The 18260-nt window shown below is 62.7% G+C and carries 18 protein-coding genes and 5 tRNA genes; 2 read left to right on the top strand and 21 right to left on the bottom strand.

Annotation, left to right across the window (positions count from 1 at the left end):
• Nucleotides 1-45 precede the first annotated feature (45 nt).
• Entirely contained in the window at nucleotides 46-261 is a 216-nt protein-coding gene (locus tag QUW00_RS04810; protein ID WP_289613251.1) for a helix-turn-helix domain-containing protein, read from the top strand.
• On the opposite strand, the gene QUW00_RS04805 is transcribed toward QUW00_RS04810, so the two are convergent.
• From QUW00_RS04805 to QUW00_RS04770, 8 genes are all read right to left on the bottom strand, one after another.
• Nucleotides 262-1338: a DUF6591 domain-containing protein gene (locus QUW00_RS04805; RefSeq protein ID WP_289613250.1), complete on the bottom strand. Its 1077-nt coding sequence runs from the start codon at nucleotides 1336-1338 to the stop codon at nucleotides 262-264.
• A 93-nt stretch (nucleotides 1339-1431) separates the two neighbouring features.
• The gene (locus tag QUW00_RS04800) at nucleotides 1432-2262 is read right to left on the bottom strand and encodes a hypothetical protein (protein WP_289613249.1); all 831 of its coding nucleotides are present in this window, start codon (nucleotides 2260-2262) and stop codon (nucleotides 1432-1434) included.
• Nucleotides 2263-2737: 475 nt separating this feature from the next.
• Nucleotides 2738-4531 carry a serine/threonine protein kinase gene (locus QUW00_RS04795; protein ID WP_289613248.1) on the bottom strand — a complete coding sequence of 598 codons (1794 nt, stop codon included), beginning with the start codon at nucleotides 4529-4531 and terminating at the stop codon, nucleotides 2738-2740.
• Nucleotides 4532-4653: 122 nt separating this feature from the next.
• Nucleotides 4654-5094, bottom strand: coding sequence for a helix-turn-helix domain-containing protein (locus QUW00_RS04790; RefSeq protein ID WP_289613247.1), 441 nt, complete (start codon nucleotides 5092-5094; stop codon nucleotides 4654-4656).
• Nucleotides 5095-5253: 159 nt separating this feature from the next.
• Entirely contained in the window at nucleotides 5254-6366 is a 1113-nt protein-coding gene (gene leuB / locus QUW00_RS04785) for a 3-isopropylmalate dehydrogenase (RefSeq protein ID WP_289613246.1), read from the bottom strand.
• Between the two features lie 95 nt (nucleotides 6367-6461).
• Nucleotides 6462-6956, bottom strand: coding sequence for a 3-isopropylmalate dehydratase small subunit (locus tag QUW00_RS04780; protein ID WP_289613245.1), 495 nt, complete (start codon nucleotides 6954-6956; stop codon nucleotides 6462-6464).
• 75 nt (nucleotides 6957-7031) lie between these two features.
• Entirely contained in the window at nucleotides 7032-8297 is a 1266-nt protein-coding gene (leuC, locus tag QUW00_RS04775; RefSeq protein ID WP_289613244.1) for a 3-isopropylmalate dehydratase large subunit, read from the bottom strand.
• 58 nt (nucleotides 8298-8355) lie between these two features.
• A complete protein-coding gene (locus QUW00_RS04770) occupies nucleotides 8356-9891 on the bottom strand; it encodes a 2-isopropylmalate synthase (RefSeq protein WP_289613243.1) in 1536 nt (511 codons plus the stop codon).
• 472 nt (nucleotides 9892-10363) lie between these two features.
• Between QUW00_RS04770 and QUW00_RS04765 the strand changes: the two genes are divergently transcribed.
• On the top strand, nucleotides 10364-11401 hold the full coding sequence (locus QUW00_RS04765) for a threonine aldolase family protein (RefSeq protein ID WP_289613242.1): 1038 nt from the start codon (nucleotides 10364-10366) through the stop codon (nucleotides 11399-11401).
• A gap of 129 nt (nucleotides 11402-11530) precedes the next feature.
• Here the strand turns inward: QUW00_RS04765 and QUW00_RS04760 are convergent, their stop codons facing one another.
• From QUW00_RS04760 to QUW00_RS04700, 13 genes are all read right to left on the bottom strand, one after another.
• Nucleotides 11531-12754, bottom strand: a complete 1224-nt coding sequence (locus QUW00_RS04760) for a hypothetical protein (RefSeq protein WP_289613241.1) — start codon at nucleotides 12752-12754, stop codon at nucleotides 11531-11533.
• A complete protein-coding gene (locus QUW00_RS04755) occupies nucleotides 12751-13101 on the bottom strand; it encodes a PadR family transcriptional regulator (protein WP_289613240.1) in 351 nt (116 codons plus the stop codon). Before QUW00_RS04755 ends, QUW00_RS04760 begins: the two co-directional genes overlap by 4 nt.
• A 233-nt stretch (nucleotides 13102-13334) precedes the next feature.
• Complete coding sequence (rplA, locus tag QUW00_RS04750; protein WP_289613239.1) at nucleotides 13335-14042, bottom strand: 50S ribosomal protein L1; 708 nt, start codon at nucleotides 14040-14042, stop codon at nucleotides 13335-13337.
• Nucleotides 14043-14153: 111 nt separating this feature from the next.
• Complete coding sequence (rplK, locus tag QUW00_RS04745; protein WP_235421876.1) at nucleotides 14154-14582, bottom strand: 50S ribosomal protein L11; 429 nt, start codon at nucleotides 14580-14582, stop codon at nucleotides 14154-14156.
• Nucleotides 14583-14703: 121 nt separating this feature from the next.
• Nucleotides 14704-15240, bottom strand: coding sequence for a transcription termination/antitermination protein NusG (gene nusG / locus QUW00_RS04740; protein WP_289613238.1), 537 nt, complete (start codon nucleotides 15238-15240; stop codon nucleotides 14704-14706).
• 2 nt (nucleotides 15241-15242) lie between these two features.
• A complete protein-coding gene (gene secE / locus QUW00_RS04735; protein WP_289613237.1) occupies nucleotides 15243-15623 on the bottom strand; it encodes a preprotein translocase subunit SecE in 381 nt (126 codons plus the stop codon).
• Nucleotides 15624-15698: 75 nt separating this feature from the next.
• A tRNA-Trp gene (locus tag QUW00_RS04730) sits at nucleotides 15699-15774 on the bottom strand.
• Nucleotides 15775-15786: 12 nt separating this feature from the next.
• The gene (rpmG, locus tag QUW00_RS04725) at nucleotides 15787-15936 is read right to left on the bottom strand and encodes a 50S ribosomal protein L33 (protein WP_079989048.1); all 150 of its coding nucleotides are present in this window, start codon (nucleotides 15934-15936) and stop codon (nucleotides 15787-15789) included.
• A gap of 207 nt (nucleotides 15937-16143) precedes the next feature.
• Complete coding sequence (gene tuf, locus QUW00_RS04720) at nucleotides 16144-17334, bottom strand: elongation factor Tu (RefSeq protein ID WP_289613236.1); 1191 nt, start codon at nucleotides 17332-17334, stop codon at nucleotides 16144-16146.
• Between the two features lie 88 nt (nucleotides 17335-17422).
• Nucleotides 17423-17499: transfer RNA gene (locus QUW00_RS04715), tRNA-Met, on the bottom strand.
• Between the two features lie 4 nt (nucleotides 17500-17503).
• Nucleotides 17504-17579 (bottom strand) — tRNA-Thr (locus QUW00_RS04710).
• Between the two features lie 6 nt (nucleotides 17580-17585).
• A tRNA-Tyr gene (locus QUW00_RS04705) sits at nucleotides 17586-17670 on the bottom strand.
• Nucleotides 17671-18132: 462 nt separating this feature from the next.
• Nucleotides 18133-18207 (bottom strand) — tRNA-Thr (locus tag QUW00_RS04700).
• Nucleotides 18208-18260 lie beyond the last annotated feature (53 nt).

Genomic DNA, 18260 nt, shown 5'->3' with positions numbered 1-18260 from the left:
TCTATAGAGAGCATTCTCCAATCTTACCGCACGTATGCTTGCAACATGGACAACGTGCGCGAAAAGCGAGCCCTCGGCTCCAACATCCAGGCCGCGCGCGCCGAACGCGGCATCTCACAGCGGCAACTCGCCCTTATGACAGGGACAAGCCGCTCCTACCTTTGGAGGATCGAGATAGGAGCGGCCGATGTCGGTATTGACGTTCTCATCCGTATTGCACAGGCTCTCGATGTACCTCTGCACGAACTCATCGACTTTTAATTACTGGGCGACTTCCAGAAGCTTTTGATTAATACGAGTCTGAACTTCGATGAAATACGCCTGGTCTTCGGGTGAAAGGCTATCCTCATCGATCGCATCCATCGCCTCCATCGTTTCGGAGTACTGCTTCATCATGTCACCGTACTTCGCTATCAACTCCAAAGATGTCGGGTCCTCGTTATAGGCTTTCATGAACTCAACGTACTCGTCAAAGTAAGCCTCATACTCATCCATGCTTGCCTTGAAATCGTTTGAGACCCCTGAAGCCGTCGCTTCACTAGACGCAGGCTCCTCGAACTCCTGGGGTTCAGGCTCCTCAGCAGGCTCGGGTTCCGGAGTCTCCTCCGCTTCCTGTGCTACGTCATCCGCTTCCTCGGGATCAGGTGTCTCGACCTTAACGGTCATGATGTTAAATCCTTCGTATCCCAAGCTGATACGGTTGCCGTGAGCGTCATCGGCAAAATAAGATGTTTCATTTCGATCGTAATCAACTGTAAAGCCAGCGTCTGCGCACGTGTCGACATACGCGTTGTATTCATCTATCGAAGTGTCTCCGACATACGCATAGAAGAATGTTGAACTATCAGAGCTGATCGAACCTGTTGTAGAACTCGGCACCGGAGCGAGAGAACCGGCACCACCTGTCGGCCAAGTAATTGCCGACATTTCCATGGGAGCATCGAGATAGACCTGGATATCACCATCATCAGATCCATAATGGGAGAGGCGCAGACTGTATCCCTCATCCGAGTACGCATCATACGAAAGAGATGCAGTTCCATCAGCGTCGACGGTATACCCCATCTCCTTGCAGGCATCGACATACTCATTAAAAAGTTCGTCCGAACAGTCGCGGAACGTGGCGCGAAGCGACTCATCATCCATGTCGACCGACTCGACAGCGCCAACCGGCGAGGGCAATTTCGCCGCCAATCCATCAGTCGGCCACTCAGCAGTCTCCTTTTTCTCACCCATGCAGCTACTCAACGCAAAGAACGCAATCATGGCCAGCAAAACGATTCCAGCAATATGGATTTTTGAGAGCTTGAAAGCACTCGATCCTTCCTTCTTCTTCATTGGAACCTCCGTCTCTTCATTCGTCTTTTACTGCATATTCGCCGAGAGTGTTAATGCTTCCAGCGAGTATCATCCGCACATCTTTCAACCTTCCTATCGACATCCATCCGTATCCGCTACGCAGGCGCGTGCTGCCTGCGCGAAGAACGCAAACGATCCGTTCCCAAAGACGAGCTCGATCGGCACGCCGTTTTCCGCTTCAGACAAAAACGTCGCGAGCGCACAAACGGCAAACCGGGAGGCGGCGTCGCCAACATCCGCAGAACCGCGCACGTCATCCGCCCCGTCCCTGTCGGCATCCGACACCTGGCCGCACGCCACCTTATGCGCGATGTCCCATATGACTTGCTTGGCTGCCGTGCACGTCGGGGCAGCTCCGTCGGCAACGAGCTCGACGATGCGCCCAACGAGTGCGGGACACTCCGAGCAGCAGCCCGTCGCATCCTCGTCTCCACGCAGCACACCGAGTAGCCAAGCGACTGCCCTATCCAGACCCATGCGCACGCGCGCGGCGACCTTGGCATCCACGTCCAGGACGTGAGCTGCCGTCTCGATCGCACGCTCCACGCTGCGCACCAGTGCCGCCTCCATCACCGCAAACAGGCGCTCCGTAGGCTGTGCTGCCACGGCGTCGGCCAAGCACTCGAGCGCCGCCAACTTGCCGTCGTATTCCGCACGACGGTCGTGTAGCATCCGCGCCTTCGCGCGCACCGTCTGCTCGAGCGCATCCCCGTCCTCGAGGATGTCCGACACCGAGGACTCAACCTCCGCCAGGGTGAACCCCGCCCGCTTGAGTTGACCGACGAGATAGAACATATACAGGTCGCCCTCGTCAAAGCGCGAGTACCCGGGCTTCGATACCGCCGGCTCCCAAAAGCCCAAGCCGCCACTTTTGGTGTTGTGGTAGCACAAGTCCTGGATCATATGCCGACTCAGCCCTGTCAGTTTTTCAACCTGCGATCGTTCCCACATCGTCGCCTCCCTCCCACCACATGCTGTACCGTCCGGTAACAGGACGGCAAGAATGCCGCGACGAAGACGCGCATCGTCCGTCGGCTGACGATGCGTGTGGCGGTGCGGCCGTTCTGCCGCACCTCGGTTGTCGAGCCTGCCCATACGCAGCCCCTTCCTGGATCATCTCGGCCCAAGATCCACTCGGGCCCTTCCAGAACGGTGCTTGCGATTTTCGCGAACGACGGCGCGACATTCCTCAGTTCCCAACTGAGGAATCCGATGGGGATTTGTGCATGGGAGGGCCGACGGGCGCACAATAATGGCCCCGCGCGGTCGCTTATCCGCGCGGGGCAGAACAGACCATATTCGGTTTTATGACATGGTGACGAACGAACCGGTACCCAACCTGGGGCAGCGCCAGGAAATCATCCCGCGAACCGCATCCCTACCAGGGCATGGCGTACACCTCGACGGTCTCGTAGGCAGGTGGACGGCTGAGCCTCACCTCGAAGGTGGCTGTCTCGCCCTCGTCCGGCAGCGTGGCGTAGCCTGTGTCGCCGAACACCATGGCGCCTTGCGCATCACGCAACACGACGCATAGCGCCACGGTCGAAGGGTCAAGCCACATGTCGCCACCAGCCTCGTCGAGCGTCACCTCGCCGACCACGCTGTCGTACCCGGTAGAGTCGGGGACAACCGACACGTTGTCGATAGTAAACGAGCTTTGCCGCTCGTCGGTGCGCGCAACTTCCTGCGAGCTGGGGCGCGTGATGGTGAACTCAACGGAATCGGGTGCGACATCGTTGCCCGCGATGCCTCCGAAATACTGCACCTGGCCGGGGAAGATATCGCTCATGACCTGCCTGTCGACCGACACGATGTCACCCGATGCGTCCCTTCCGGTCAGCGTCACCTCCGTGAAGTCAATCTTGAGGTCCTCGCTCGTGTTTTTGATGCCGTAGGCGAAGTGGAACAGCCCGTCGGTATCGCGCTCCCACCACGTCTCGACGAGCTCCAGCGAATCGAGCGGGTCGACGTCCACGGGGCGCTCGACGCTGTCGGACAGCGCTTGCCCGCCACCGACGGGCTCCCCCTCCCCTTCGGCATCCCCTGCGACACCGGAGTTCCCTTGGGCATCCGCGTCGTCGGCACCATCTGCCCCGTGCGCAACAGCGCTCGCGTCGTCTTGCCGCTGCGCCCGCGCCGTGATCTCGAACACGGCGATACCTGCCGCGCACAGCGCCAAGACGACGGCAAGTGCGAGCAGCACGAACTTGATGGTCCGGCGGTCTTTCGCCGTGGCGCGGGCAACGGATGCGGACTCGGCGGAAGCGCGCCGGTCATCCTGTCTGACCTGCCAGCGATGCGGCGGCTCCCCGCCGACTGCCGTATCGCCCCCAGCGCCCGCGCTGGCTGCCGTATCGCCAGGGACACCGGCATCCGTTCCAGAGGACCCGTGCTCCGTGGCACCCGGCGCTTCCCCCACGCAGAGACGCAAGGCGTGTGCCAGGGCCTCTGCGCTCGCAAAGCGTCGGCTCGGCTCGAAGTCACATGCCTGCTCGATAACGTCGCGCAACGTCGGCGTGACGCGCGCGTCATCGGCAAGCCGCTCCTCGTACGCCTCGTCCTCGGAATCAACGCCCGTCAGCATATATCCCAAAACGCATCCGATCGCATGCACGTCGCTGCGCGCATCGGCGCGACCGAAGAACTGCTCGGGCGCGGCGAATCCGACCGTGCCTTTGGGTCGATCTTTTTTCTTGCGCGCATCCGTCAGCATGCAGGCGATGTCCATGTCGATCAGATGGGCGCCGTCGGCCGCCAGCACGATGTTTTTCGGCTTGATATCGCAGTGGACGATTCCGTGCGCATGCAGCTCTCCTGCGGCCTCGCACACATCGAGTGCGATGCGGACGGCCTCGGACGCGTCCAAGGCTCCCTGCTGCTCGATGCGCGTCTCGAGCGTCTCGCCGGGAACGTAGGCGTACACGACGACGAACGTATCCGGCAGCTCATATGTCGCCGAGATCTGCGGCAAGCGCAGGCACGTGCAGGAGGAGAGCTCCGCCCACACCGAGCGATTCGCCTGTTCGAGCGGAATCTTCTTGCGGATAAACGGGCCCGCACCGTCGAGCGTCACGCGCTCCGTCACAGCACCGTCGCGCCTGCTCGCAAGCACGCGCTCCACATGGTAGGCCTCATCGAGCCCCAGCCCATGCATGACCCGTTCGTCATCCATCTCCATCAGCCTTTCAGCCAGTTTTCACATGACGAACGGGCACCCCGCCGTCATTGGTATCGTAACGGAACATCGCATGTGCGTGCGGCAGCATTGCTCTTTATCGAGAGCAATGCTGCCGATCAAAGCGCGAGCTCGGCGTCGACAAGCGTCTTCTCCCCCAGGCGCCACAGCTCGTCATCGCAGGTGGCGAGACCTTTTCCCTGCTCGATGCACCAGATGATGATGGCGTCGCGGCGCTTCTTGGGCCACAGCTCCGCCATGCCGGACAGGCGCAGCAGCCGCTGGGTCTGCTTCAGCGAGCAGCGCAGGCCAAACGCGAGCTTGATGGCATTGTCGCGACCCGGTTTGCTTTTGCCCTGAAACATGTCGTACACGAAGGTGCTGTTGAGCTCGGACTCGCGAATCACATCGGCCTTCGACATGCCCTGCGCGGCGCGCAGCTGCTCCAGATAGTCCGTCAGCTCCTGAGAAACCAGCCGCTCATGGTCGAGATAGTCCTCTGGGCGGTCGGCGGCGAGCAATTGCTTCAGCAGATCGTCCGTCAAGCGCTCCTCGGCCATCGCTCGCGCCCTCCTTCCGCGCACAAACGCACCCCCCGCATTACCGTGCACCACCATACCATCAAAGCAGACGCGCCGGCGCATCCCGCGGGGCGGAAATGCGCCGGCGCGCCGTATGGTCGTCAGAGCCGCGCGCGGGGTACGGCCGCCTTGCTGCGCCTACTGCAGGCGCGCCACCACGGCATCGCCCATCGCGGCCGTGCCGAGGATCTTGTCGGCAGGCGTCGAGGCATCGGCGATGTCGCGCGTGCGCAGCCCGTCGTCGAGCACGGCGGTCACCGCGGCGCGGATGGCGTCGGCGGCATCGCCCATATCGAGGCTGTAGCGCAGCATCATCTCGACAGACAGGATCTGCGCCAGCGGGTTGGCGATGCCCTTGCCGGCGATATCCGGTGCGCTGCCGTGGCTCGGCTCGAAGAGCGCCACGCCGTCGCCCAAACTCGCGCTCGCGAGCATGCCGAGCGACCCGGTGATCTGCGCCGCCTCGTCGGACAGGATGTCGCCGAACATGTTCTCGGTCACCACGACATCGAAGTCGGCCGGGCGGTTGATGAGCTGCATGGCGGCGTTGTCCACGAGGACGTCCTCGAGCTCAACGTCGGCGTAGTCGGCATCGTGCACGCGATGGACGATCTCGCGCCACATACGGCTCGTCTCGAGCACGTTGGCCTTGTCCACGCTCGCCACCTTGCCGCGGCGCTTGCGGGCCGCCTCGAAGGCCTGACGGGCGATGCGCTCGATCTCGTATTCGCGGTACTCGAGCGTATCGTAAGCGCGCTGGCCGGGCTTGCCATCGGTGCCGGCGCCCTCCTCGTCATAGAAGCGCTCGCGGACGCCGAAGTACAGGCCGCCGGTGAGCTCGCGCACGATCATCATGTCCACGCCGTCGATGACCTCGGGCTTGAGCGTCGAAGCGCCGGCCAGGGCGGAGAAGATCTGCACGGGGCGCAGGTTGGTGTACAGACCGAGCTCCTTGCGAATCTTGAGCAAGCCCTGCTCGGGGCGGGGCGCCGCGGGGTCGGTGGTGTCCCACTTGGGGCCGCCCACCGCCGCCAGCAGCACGGCGTCCGAGGCGCGCGCGGCCTCGAGCGTCTCGTCGGGCAGCGCGGTGCCAGTCGCATCGATGGCGGCGCCGCCGATCAACGCGTCGTTGCACTCAAACGCGCATCCGAAGCGCTTGCCCACGGCGGCGAGCACCTTCTTGCCCTCCGCCATGATCTCGGGGCCGATGCAGTCGCCCGGCAGGCAGCAGATGGTATAGGTCTTCTTCACGTTGCAACTCCAACTCATCGAACTCGGACCAGATGCAAACGGGTTGTCGAGGGGCACAGCAACCCTCCTTCCGCCATGGGAAAAAGTGCCTGTCCCTATTTTCCCAGGTTCTTTTTGGTGCGGTTGACGATACCGCCCGCCTCGATGATCTCGGCGATGAAGGGCGGGAACGGCTCGGAGGCGAAGGTCTCGCCCGTGTCGACGTTCGTGATCGTGCCGGTATCGGTATCCACGGAAACCTGTGCGCCGTCCGCGATGGCGTCGACCGCCTCGGAGCACTCGAGGATCGGCAGGCCGATGTCGATGGCGTTGCGGTAGAAGATGCGCGCGAAGCTCTTGGCGATCACGCAGGACACGCCGGCCGACTTGATGGCAAGCGGCGCGTGCTCGCGGCTGGAGCCGCAGCCGAAGTTCTCCTCGGCGACGATGATGTCACCAGGCTTCATGCGCTCCACAAACGTATCGTCCAGATCCTCCAGGCAGTGCGATGCCAGGTAGGCCGGATCGGAGCTGTTGAGATAGCGCGCGGGGATGATGACGTCGGTATCGATATCGCGTCCGTAACGGAACGCGGTGCCTTCGAAATGCATGGGCTTTCCTTTCTCGGTGTTCGATCCTGACAAGGGACGTACCGCATTGTCAGGGCGCATGTCAGACGGTGTGGATTACAGGTCGGACGGAGCGGCGATGTGGCCGGCCACGGCACTTGCCGCAGCGACGGCCGGACTCGCCAGGTAGACCTCGGAGGTCGGATCGCCCATGCGGCCGACGAAGTTGCGGTTCGTGGTGGACACGCAGCGCTCGCCGGCGGCCAGGATGCCCATGTAGCCGCCCAGGCACGGGCCGCACGTCGGCGTCGAGAACACGCAGCCGGCATCGATGAAGATGTCGGCCAGGCCCTCGGCCATGCACTGCTTGAAGACCGCCTGCGTCGCGGGGATCACGATGCAGCGCACGTTGGGGTTGATCGTGCGACCGCGCAGCACCTCGGCGGCGGCGCGCATATCCTCGATGCGGCCATTGGTGCAGCTGCCGATGACGGCCTGATCGATCGTGATATCGCGGCTCTCGCTCACCGGATGGGTATTGCCCGGCAGATGCGGCCAGGCCACGCACGGCTTGATGTCGGCGGCGTCGATATGGATGACCTGGGCGTACTCGGCGTCCGGGTCGGCGTGGTACTCGACGTAGTCGCGCTGGTTGCGGCCCTCGAGCCACGCGCGGGTCACATCGTCGACCTCCATGATGCCGGCCTTGCCGCCCGCCTCGATCGCCATGTTGGAGATGGTCATGCGACCCTCCATCGACATGCTGTGAATGGCCGAGCCCGTGAACTCCATGGCCTGATACAGCGCGCCGTCCACGCCGATCATACCGATGATGTGCAGGATGACGTCCTTGGCCGACGCGCCGTCGGTCAGCTCGCCGTCGATCACGAACTTGATGGTCGGCGGAACCTTGAACCAGCAGCGGCCGATGGCCAGGCCCACGCCCGCGTCGGTGGAGCCCACGCCGGTGGAGAAGGCGCCCAGTGCACCGTAGGTGCAGGTGTGCGAGTCGGCACCGATGATCAGGTCGCCCGGCACGACGGTGCCCGTCTCGGGCAGCAGCGCGTGCTCGATGCCGGCACAGCCCTGCTCCCAGTAATGGGTGATCTTCTGCTCGTGGGCAAACTCGCGCATCTTCTTGGTCTGCTCGGCGCTCTTGATGTCCTTGTTGGGCGCATAGTGGTCGGGCACGAGGCAGATGCGGTCGCGATCGAACACCTCGGTCGCACCGAGCTCATGGAACACATCGATGGCGATGGGCGCCGTGATGTCGTTGGCGAGCACGATGTCGAGGTCGCATTCGACGAGCTGGCCGGGGCGCACCTCGTCGAGGCCCGCGTGGGCGGCCAGGATCTTCTCGGCGACGGTCATGGGTCTTGGCATGGGTCGTTCTCCTTCAATTGCTCAGTGACAGGATGGTGTCAGCTACAAACTTGTCGGGTTACTTGGAAGCCGCCTCGCGCTGATCGGAAATCAGACGGTTCAGCGCATTGATGTAGGCCTTGGTGGAGGACACGATGATGTCGTTATCGCTGCCACGGCCGATGTAGACCTCGCCGCTGGCGGCCGTCACGCGCACCGTCACCTCGCCCAGCGCGTCGATGCCGCGCGTGATGGACTTGATCGAGAACTCGGACAGGTCGTTCTCCACCGCCACGATCTGGTCGACCGCCTTGTAGACGGCGTCCACCGGACCGGTGCCGTACGCAGCGACGGTGTGTTCCTCGCCGTCCTCGTCCACCAGCGTGAGCGTCGCGGTCGGGGTGAGCGGGAAGCCGCAGGAGACCTGCACCGCACCGAGCGTCCAGATGGCCGAGCTCACGCGCTCGCGCTCGTGCACGATGGACTCCAGGTCCTCGTCGTAGACTTCCTTCTTCTTGTCGGCCACCTCGAGGAAGGCCTGATAGATATTCTCGAACTCCTCGTCGTTGAAGGTGTAGCCGAGCTCTGCCATGCGATGGCGCAGCGCGGCGTGACCGGAGCGGGCCGACAGGATGATCTGGGAGCCGGCAGCGCCCACGTCGGCCGGATCGATGATCTCGTAGGTGTCGCGGGCCTTGAGCACGCCGTCCTGGTGGATGCCCGAGGAGTGCGCGAAAGCGTTGGCGCCCACGATGGCCTTGTTGGGCTGAACCATGATGCCGGTGATGGAGCTCACGAGCTTGCTGGCGTGGCACAGTTCCTTGGTGACGATGTCGGTGTGCGCATCGAGCTCGGCCTCGTGCATGCGGATGGCCATGACGACTTCCTCGAGCGAGGTGTTGCCGGCGCGCTCGCCCAGGCCGTTGATGGTGCACTCGATCTGCGTGGCGCCGTTGCGGACGCTCTCGAGCGCAAGGGCGGTTGCCATGCCCAGGTCGTTATGCGTATGGACCGAGATGGTCACGCCCTCGATGCCATCGACGCGCTCGCGCAGGTCGCGGATGCGCGCGCCGAACTCCCACGGCATGTTGTAACCCGTGGTGTCGGGGATGTTGACGACTGTGGCGCCCGCCTTGACGGCGGCCTCGATGATGCGAACGAGGAAATCCTGGTCGGCGCGGCCCGCGTCCTCGGCGTAGAACTCGACGTCGTCCACGAAGTTGCGGGCGAGCTTGACCGCATGGATGGCGCGCTCGATGGTCTGGTCTTCGGTCAGGCGGAGCTTATCGCGCAGATGCGAAGGCGATACGCCCAGGCCGGTGTGGATGCGCGGACGCTTGGCGGTCTTGAGCGCCTCGGCCGCGACCTCGATATCCTTGTCGACGGCGCGCGTCAGGCCGCAGACGGTGCACTTGTCGCCCGCGATACGGCCGATCTCGGCCACGCTCTTGAAGTCGCCCGGGCTCGAGATGGGAAAGCCCGCCTCGATGACATCGACGTTCATGCGGATGAGCTGGCGGGCGATGATGAGCTTTTCCTCAGTGTTCATGCTTGCGCCGGGCGACTGCTCGCCGTCGCGCAGGGTGGTGTCGAAGATGGCGATCTTCCTGGTCATGGGGTCCTCCTGTAGCTCGTGACGTGGTCGTTGCGTGTCGGGCTTGCAGGAGGTGGCGTTGCCGTTTTGCAGATCTACGGATTAAAGCACCCCGTCGCGCGTCACGCCCTGCAAGGCGTCGGTCAGATGCGCGGTTGGGGTGCTTCTGGAAAGTTGGCTTGAGCCGTACGTGGAACGAAGAACCCTAGCGCGCATCGGCGGCTAGTAGCGCTAGGGTTAGGTTCAGCGACATGCCGAAAGCGGCCGTCTCGGCCTGCTTGGATGTGCTGTACGCCCTGCGCGCCATGCGTTCCGTCCTTTCGTGCACGCGACCCGATGCGGGCCGCCACTGCAATGTAATGCAGTGTAGCAAACTAAAGCGTCCATGCAAGCGAGAATCCCGCAAACGGTCCCCTGTGGGAAAATGGTGCCTGTCCCCTTTTTCCCGTGGGAAAAAGGGGACAGGCACCATTTTCCCGCGAAGGAGCGAGCCATGATCGACCTGAGAAGCGACACCCTCACCAAGCCCACGCCCGAGATGCTCGAAGCCATTCTTGCCGCCCCGCTCGGCGACGACGATCGCACCCACGAGCTCGGACGCGGTGAAGATCCGACCGTCAACGAGCTCGAGGACCACGCCGCCCGCATCACCGGCAAGCAGGCCGCCGTGCTTGTGCCCTCCGGCTGCATGGCCAATACCGCAGCGGTGCTCGCTCAGGTCAAGCCTGGCTCTACGCTGCTCGTCGACGAGCAGCAGCACCTCATGATCAGCGAAAAGTACTTGTTCGATCCCGTGCTCGGCCGCATGAGCCCTCAGACCTACCGCCACGACGAGCACGGGCAGCCGAATCTGGGCGATATCGCCGCCGCGCTCGACGCGGGCGGCATCGACCTGATCTGCGTCGAGAACTCCCATAACTACGCCGGCGGTGCGGCCATCACATGCGAGCGCCTGGCCGCCATTCACGAGCTTGCCCAGGCGCACGGCGTTCCGGTCCACATGGACGGCGCGCGCCTGTTCAACGCCGCTCTTGCGCTGGGCGTCGACGTATCCGAGCTCTGCCAGCACGTCGATACCCTCATGTTCTGCCTCTCCAAGGGCCTGTCGGCGCCCGTCGGTTCCATCGTCTGCGGAGACCAGGACACCATCCTCGAGGTACGGCGCATGCGCAAGGCGCTCGGCGGCGCCATGCGCCAGGCCGGTGTCATCGCTGCTCCCGGCATCTACGCGCTGCGCCATACCGTCGAGCGCCTCGCCGAGGACCATGCGAACGCCCGCGCCTTCGCCGATGCGATTGCAGACCTCGAGCGCACGCACATCGTCGGCGATGTGGTCACCAACATCGTGGTCATCGATGTCAGCGACATCACCGACGATCCGCTCGCCTACTGCGAGCGCGCCGCCGAGCGCGGCCTGATCATCCGCCCGGTCATGAAGCGCTACATCCGCTTCGTCTTCTACCGCGGCATCACGCGTGAGGATGCCCTTAACGCGGCCGCGATTGTGCGTGAGCTCGATGCTGGACTCTAACTGCGGTCGACTCCCTGAACCCAACCGAAGCCCCTACGAAAGCGGGCGGGCGCCCCTGGTGCGCCCGCCCGCTTGCATACACTGCTGTCCCTACGTGTCCTGAAAGCTCCTAGGGCCCCGCGCGGCTGGCTAGTCTCCCAGCTCCGCGTAGTCGGTCACGTCGTCGAAGAAGCGCTCGGCCGAGAGGTTTTTGAAGACCTCGTTCCACGTGCCCTCGGAAGCGAGCAGCGTGTTGTCGATCGTCACGATCGTATTGCCACTCACGCGTGCCAGCGCGCCTTCCACCATCGTGCGCTCGAAACGGTACGCGTCGACGTCCTTGGGATGGTCGTCGCTCTCGTGCACCGTGATCTCGATCGTGCTCACGGTGTCGGGATAGGCCGCCATGATAGCCACGACGTTGTAGGCCAGCGCCAAATCGATTGCATCGCCCTCGACATCGTGGTTGATCGAGGCGTACTCGATGCTGACGGTACCGTTGGCGTAAGAAGCCGCCTGGGCGTTTGCGCCCATCGGCAGGGCGCCTACGAACTCGCTCAGACCGGACCCGCTCGCGGGATCCGTTCCCGCATAGGCCTGCGGAATGGAGGCCGGGCTCGACTCGATCTCGCTCGCGAAGGCCATCGTGGCCTCGTATTCGCGCACATCCTCCGGATCGCGGTCATCGGCATCGGCAAGCCGCGGCATGATGCGCTCAGCCGCCTCGCCGATCTGATTGCCCTTGGGCGTCTGGTTATCGGCGGTTGCGCCGTCGTTCGCCTGCGCGGAGCCGTCCGTCTGGGCCTCAGGCTCCTTGGATTCTGCCTGCGGCCTATCGGCAGTCGGCGTATCCTCGATCACCGTGACGTCGATGGGCTCGGGCTGCGTGGTATTGCCGCCGGTAAGCCCCATGCCGAGGGCGACTGCACCGCACAGCACGAGCACCGCGGCAGCTGCACCGACGACGATCGGCCACTTCTTGCGCGCCGTCGCCTGTACGGGCGCCTGCTCTGCCGGACCGGCAGCGGCCACGGGGGCAACAGCGGCCACGGCGGGAACCGCCTGCGTCGCGTCGGTCGCGGGCGCGGACGGCATTGCGGGCAGCTGCTCGGTCAGATCCGCCGCCGGCTCCTCTGCCTGCGACTGCGCCTCATCCTCATCGGACGCGTCGGTCGTACCGCTCAGGACATCATCCACGCTCGTGATGCTCTCCTTGGTGCGCGCGAGCGCCTCCTCCTCAGAAAGGCCCTGCGCCACGTAGTCCTCGAAGCGGGCCACCAGATTGCCGTAGATCTCTTCCTTGAGCTCAATGTTATCTGCGGTCAGCACCTTGCCTTCAAAGAGGTGCTCGACGTACATGCGGAGTTCGTTCACCGTTCTCCCCCCTCCTGCTTCAGCAGACGGTCGATGATGTTGCGGACGCGCACCCAGCGCTCGGTGGCCTCACCGAGCTCCTCGGTGCCATCGTCCGTGATCCGGTAGTACTTGCGCCGTGCGCCCTGCGTCTCGTTGCCCCAGTAGCTCTTGACAAAGCCCTGGTTCTCAAGGCGCTTGAGACTCGTGTAGAGCGACGGCTCCTTCATCTCGTACTCGCCTCGGCTCGTCGACGCGATCTCCTTGAGAATCTCGTAGCCATAGCTGTCGCCGCTCGAAAGCGTGCACAAGATGATGGCATCGATGTTTCCCCGAATGAGATCGCTGACTGCATCCCTCGTGGACATTGCGTCACCTCCTGCGGTCTTCCCTGCTTTCTGACAGCTTCACTGTAACACAGATTACTATGTGTGGCGATGTACATTTATACGCGAGGATAGACGGCAGAAAAAGGAAGGCGAACGGTGGGTAATTGTAGAAAGAAGAGGCCAGGACGCCGACGTTGCTCCGCAAACAAGAAAACCCGGTCCCGCAAGACGCGGAACCGGGTTCGAAAGCGACACCATATGTGCGGTATCTGTTACTCCTCCATGAAGTTGCGCTGGATGGCGGAGTCCACCTTGACGCCAGGGCCCATGGTGGAGGTCAGCGTGATGCTCTTCACGTAGCGACCCTTAGCGGAAGAAGGCTTGACGCGCAGGATCTCGGTGTAGAGCGCGGCGTAGTTCTCGACGAGCTTCTGATCGTCGAAGGAGCACTTGCCCAGGGGCACGTGGCAGATGCCGTAGCGGTCGGCGCGGTACTCGACACGACCGGCCTTGAGCTCGCCGACCATCTTGGCGACGTCCATGGTGACGGTGCCGAGCTTAGGGTTCGGCATGAGGCCACGGGGGCCGAGGATCTTACCGATGCGACCGACCTTGGCCATCATGTTGGGGGTGGCGATGGCGGCGTCGAAGTTGATCTCGCCCTTCTGGATGTCGGCGATCAGCTCGTCGGAACCAACGACGTCGGCACCGGCGTCGCGGGCCTCGTCGGCCTTAGCGCCATCGGCGAACACGGCGACGCGAACGGTCTTGCCGGTGCCGTGGGGCAGCGAGATAGAGCCGCGGATGTTCTGATCGGCCTTACGGGTATCGATGCCCAGACGGAAGTGGGCCTCGACGGTCTCGTCGAACTTGGCGGGAGCAAGCTCCTTGACGAGCTTCACGGCCTCAAGCGGCGTGTAGAGGTTAGAGCGGTCGACCTTCTTGGCGGCCTCGATGTAGTGCTTACCATGCTTAGCCATGATACTTACCTCCTGTGGTCAAACGGGCAGCGCCCTCCCACAACGATGTGTGCCGGATTGCACACGAACGGGCGCGTGACCTCCACGCGCCCGAAGAAAACAACGGAATCGCTACTCGGCGATGGTGACGCCCATGGAGCGGGCGGTGCCGGCGACGATCTTCTTGGCGGCCTCGATGTCATTGGCATTGAGGTCCGGCATCTTGATCTCGGCGATCTTTGTGAGCTGCTCGTCGGTGAGCTGGCCGACCTTGTCGCGCTGCGGAACGGCGGAGCCGCTCTTGAGCTTGAGCTCCTTCTTGATCAGGTGAGCCGCAGGCGGGGTCTTGCAGATGAAGTCAAACGAACGATCCTCGTAGACGGTGATCTCGACGGGGATGATGTCACCGGACTTGTCCTGCGTGGCGGCGTTGAACGCCTGGCAGAACTGCATGATGTTGACCTGCGCGGCACCCAGGGCGGGGCCGACGGGAGGAGCGGGGTTCGCTGCGCCAGCGGGAATCTGGAGCTTGATGACGGTGGCAACCTTCTTCTCAGCCATTGTCATTCCTTCCTAAACACGAACGTGTCGAACAATTCATATCGTCAGCGCGAACCCGTTAGAAGCATGCCAGACCGGTGAGCAGCCGGGAGGCGAAGCGCGCACGCGCAGATACGACAGCCTAGCTGATGACCGCGATCTGGTCGAACGTGAGCTCGACCGGAGTCTCGCGACCAAAGATGAGCAGGGTGACCTTGACCTTGCCGGCCTCGGCGTTGACCTCGGACACCTTGCCGTCGAAGTCGGCCAGCGGGCCAGAGATGACCTTGACGGGCGTCCCGACCTCGATGCTGACGGACGTGCGCTTGGGCGTGCCGCCCTTGTCCGTCTTGCGCATCATCTTGTTGTACTCGTCGCGGGAGAGCGGAGCGGGCTTGCCGTTGGCTCCGAGGAAGCCGGTGACGCCGGGCGTGTTGCGGACGCACGTCCAGGCATCATCGTCCATCTCCATGCGGACGAGAACATAGCCGGGGAAGATCTTGGAATCCTTGACCTCGCGCTTGCCACCCTCTTTGATCTCGGTGACACGCTCGGTCGGAATCTGGATATCAAAGATACGATCGGTCATGCCCATGGTCTCGATGCGATGCTCGAGATCGGTCTTGACGCGATTCTCGTATCCGGAGTAGGTGTGGACGACATACCAGCGCTTGGACATCTTTACCCCCTCAGACCAGAGAAGAGGACAAGGCCGCCGCTGATGACGGAGTCAAGCACCGCGATGACGACGCCGACCGCGATCAGCGAGACGACGACCGCCACGGAGTAGTTGACAAGCTCCTTCTTGGACGGCCACACGACGCGCTTCATCTCAGAGCGGACCTGGGCGAAATACTTCTTGGTGCGGGCAAGGAAGCCGGGCTTGGCGTTCTTCTTGTCCTTGGTGGTCTTCTTTGCCGAAGTGGCCTTCTTAACGTTGGCGTCCTTCTTAGCGGCAACAGCCTTCTTGGCCTGAGCCTTCTTGGGAGCGACCTTCCTGGCCTCAGCTGCCTCAGAAGCAGGAGAAGCCTGGGTGCTCTTCTTGGACTTCTTGTTGGCCATGATGTTTACCTCCGGCCTAAACCACCTATACATTAGAAACCGTAAGCCTCGCGAGGAGGCTTACGGATTAGAGACTGGCACGCCAGGAAGGACTCGAACCCTCAACACTCGGTTTTGGAGACCGATGCTCTACCAATTGAACTACTGGCGTATGTTAAGAAGACTAGCGGGTCTCCTTGTGCACGGTGTGACGACGGCACCAGGGGCAATACTTCTTGATCTCCATGCGGTCGGGCATGTTCGCCTTGTTCTTGGTCGTCGTATAGTTGCGACGCTTGCACTCGGTGCAGGCAAGTGTAACGAGAGTACGCATGTGTCTAATAACCTCCATTAACCGTCCCATGCGGGCACGGTGGAACACAATATCATCTGGTGGCGGGGCGTGTCAATCCCCGCTCTCAATCAGCGCCCATCTGCAGATTCGTTCCACAACCTCAACAAATGGGTCGGCGCATAAAAAACCCGGCTCCCCCGAAGAGGAGCCGGGTTCAGGTTAGCGATCAGCTACGAGCAGCTAAAGTTACTCGATGATGGTGCTGACGACGCCGGAGCCAACGGTGTGGCCACCCTCGCGGATAGCGAAGCGCAGGCCCTCCTCCATGGCGATCGGGTGGATGAGCTCGCCCTCGATGGTGATGTGGTCACCAGGCATAGCCATCTCGGTGCCCTCGGGGAGCTTGACGGAACCGGTCACGTCCGTGGTGCGGAAGTAGAACTGCGGACGATAGCCGTCGAAGAACGGCGTGTGGCGGCCGCCCTCCTCCTTGGTCAGAACGTAGACCTCACCGGTGAACTTGGTGTGCGGGGTAACCGAACCGGGCTTGGCCAGAACCTGACCGCGCTCGATCTGCTCGCGCTTGATACCACGGAGCAGGATGCCGACGTTGTCGCCAGCCTCGCAGAAGTCCATGGTCTTGCGGAACATCTCGATGCCGGTGGCGACGGTGGACTGGGTCTCCTTGATGCCGACGATCTCGACGGGCTCGTTCAGCTTGAGCTGACCGCGCTCGACACGACCGGTGGCAACGGTGCCGCGGCCGGAGATGGTCATGACGTCCTCGACAGCCATCAGGAACGGCTTAGCGTCATCACGCTCGGGGGTCGGGATGTAGGAGTCGACAGCATCCATGAGCTCACGGATGGAGGCGTACCACTTCTCGTCGCCGTTGAGGGCGCCGAGGGCGGAGCCGCGGATGACGGGGATGTCGTCACCGGGGAAGTCGTACTCGGAGAGGAGCTCACGGGTCTCCATCTCGACGAGGTCGATGAGCTCCTCGTCGTCAACCATGTCGCACTTGTTCAGGAAGACAACGATGTAGGGAACGCCGACCTGACGGGCGAGCAGGATGTGCTCGCGGGTCTGGGCCATGGGGCCGTCGGTGGCGGCGATGACCAGGATAGCGCCGTCCATCTGGGCAGCACCGGAGATCATGTTCTTGATGTAGTCGGCGTGGCCCGGGCAGTCAACGTGAGCATAGTGACGCGAAGCGGTCTCGTACTCGACGTGAGCGACGGAGATGGTAATACCACGCTCGCGCTCCTCGGGAGCCTTGTCGATGTTCTCGAACGCGGTGAAGTCGGCCTTGCAACCCTCGGTCTCGGAGAGAACCTTGGTGATGGCAGCCGTCAGCGTGGTCTTGCCGTGGTCGACGTGACCGATGGTGCCGATGTTGACATGCGGCTTAGTGCGCTCGAACTTTTCCTTGGCCATGAAGCCTCCTCCTTAAGGTCGTCCCCGATGGGACATGCCTTTAAACCTAAGTGGCCTCCCTAGATTCTAGGAAAGCCACCGTGTTACCTGGTAGCGGTGACTGGATTCGAACCAGTGACGCCACGGGTATGAACCGTGTGCTCTAACCAGCTGAGCTACACCGCCGTACTGGAGCCTGCAACCAGACTTGAACTGGTGACCTCTTCGTTACCAACGAAGTGCTCTACCGACTGAGCTATACAGGCAAGAACTGGTGGGAGCTATAGGATTCGAACCTATGTAGGCATAGCCAACGGGTTTACAGCCCGTCCCCATTAACCACTCGGGCAAACTCCCACTGTGTCCTCACTCGCTTGTGCGGCTCAGCCGCGCTCACGAGCAAAGGCATATTACGACGCGCGAGGGGCCGATGTCAACCAGATTTCTCTAATACACGGTGCCGGGCGTATCTCTATGCTGTGACCTGCGCGAATAACGGGCTTTAGCATGGTGAGGTTATGGAGGGGGTTCCTGGGTGGCATGCCCCTCCCCTGCTCCGTGGACAAGATTTCAGGCGGGGTGTCTGCCGATCAGCGTAGGCCCTTATTGACGAAGCGGGCCCGGCGCCGCGACGGCACCGGGCCCGAAGCCCTCCTATGGAGCCAGCGACAGGAATCCGCGCGGCTCGGCGCCGCGCGTTCGCTGCGGGCGGCTCGCGCCGTTGGCTTCGCTGCGCACCCGGAACCGGGTTCGATCCCTGTCGGCATCCGCATGGAACGGGCCCGATACCGCGACGGCACCGGGCCCGAAGCCTTCCTATGGAGCCAGCGACAGGAATCGAACCCGCAACCCAGTGATTACAAATCACTTGCTCTACCGTTGAGCCACGCTGGCACGCTTGGCGCTTGTGCGCGAAGCTTCTACAGGATACTGAAACGCGCATGCGT

Origin of the sequence: Collinsella tanakaei (assembly GCF_030373545.1) — a bacterium.
Classification (GTDB): domain Bacteria; phylum Actinomycetota; class Coriobacteriia; order Coriobacteriales; family Coriobacteriaceae; genus Collinsella; species Collinsella tanakaei_C.
The sequence above is the reverse complement of the archived record's forward strand: the minus strand, read 5'-3'. Positions and strand labels throughout refer to the sequence as shown.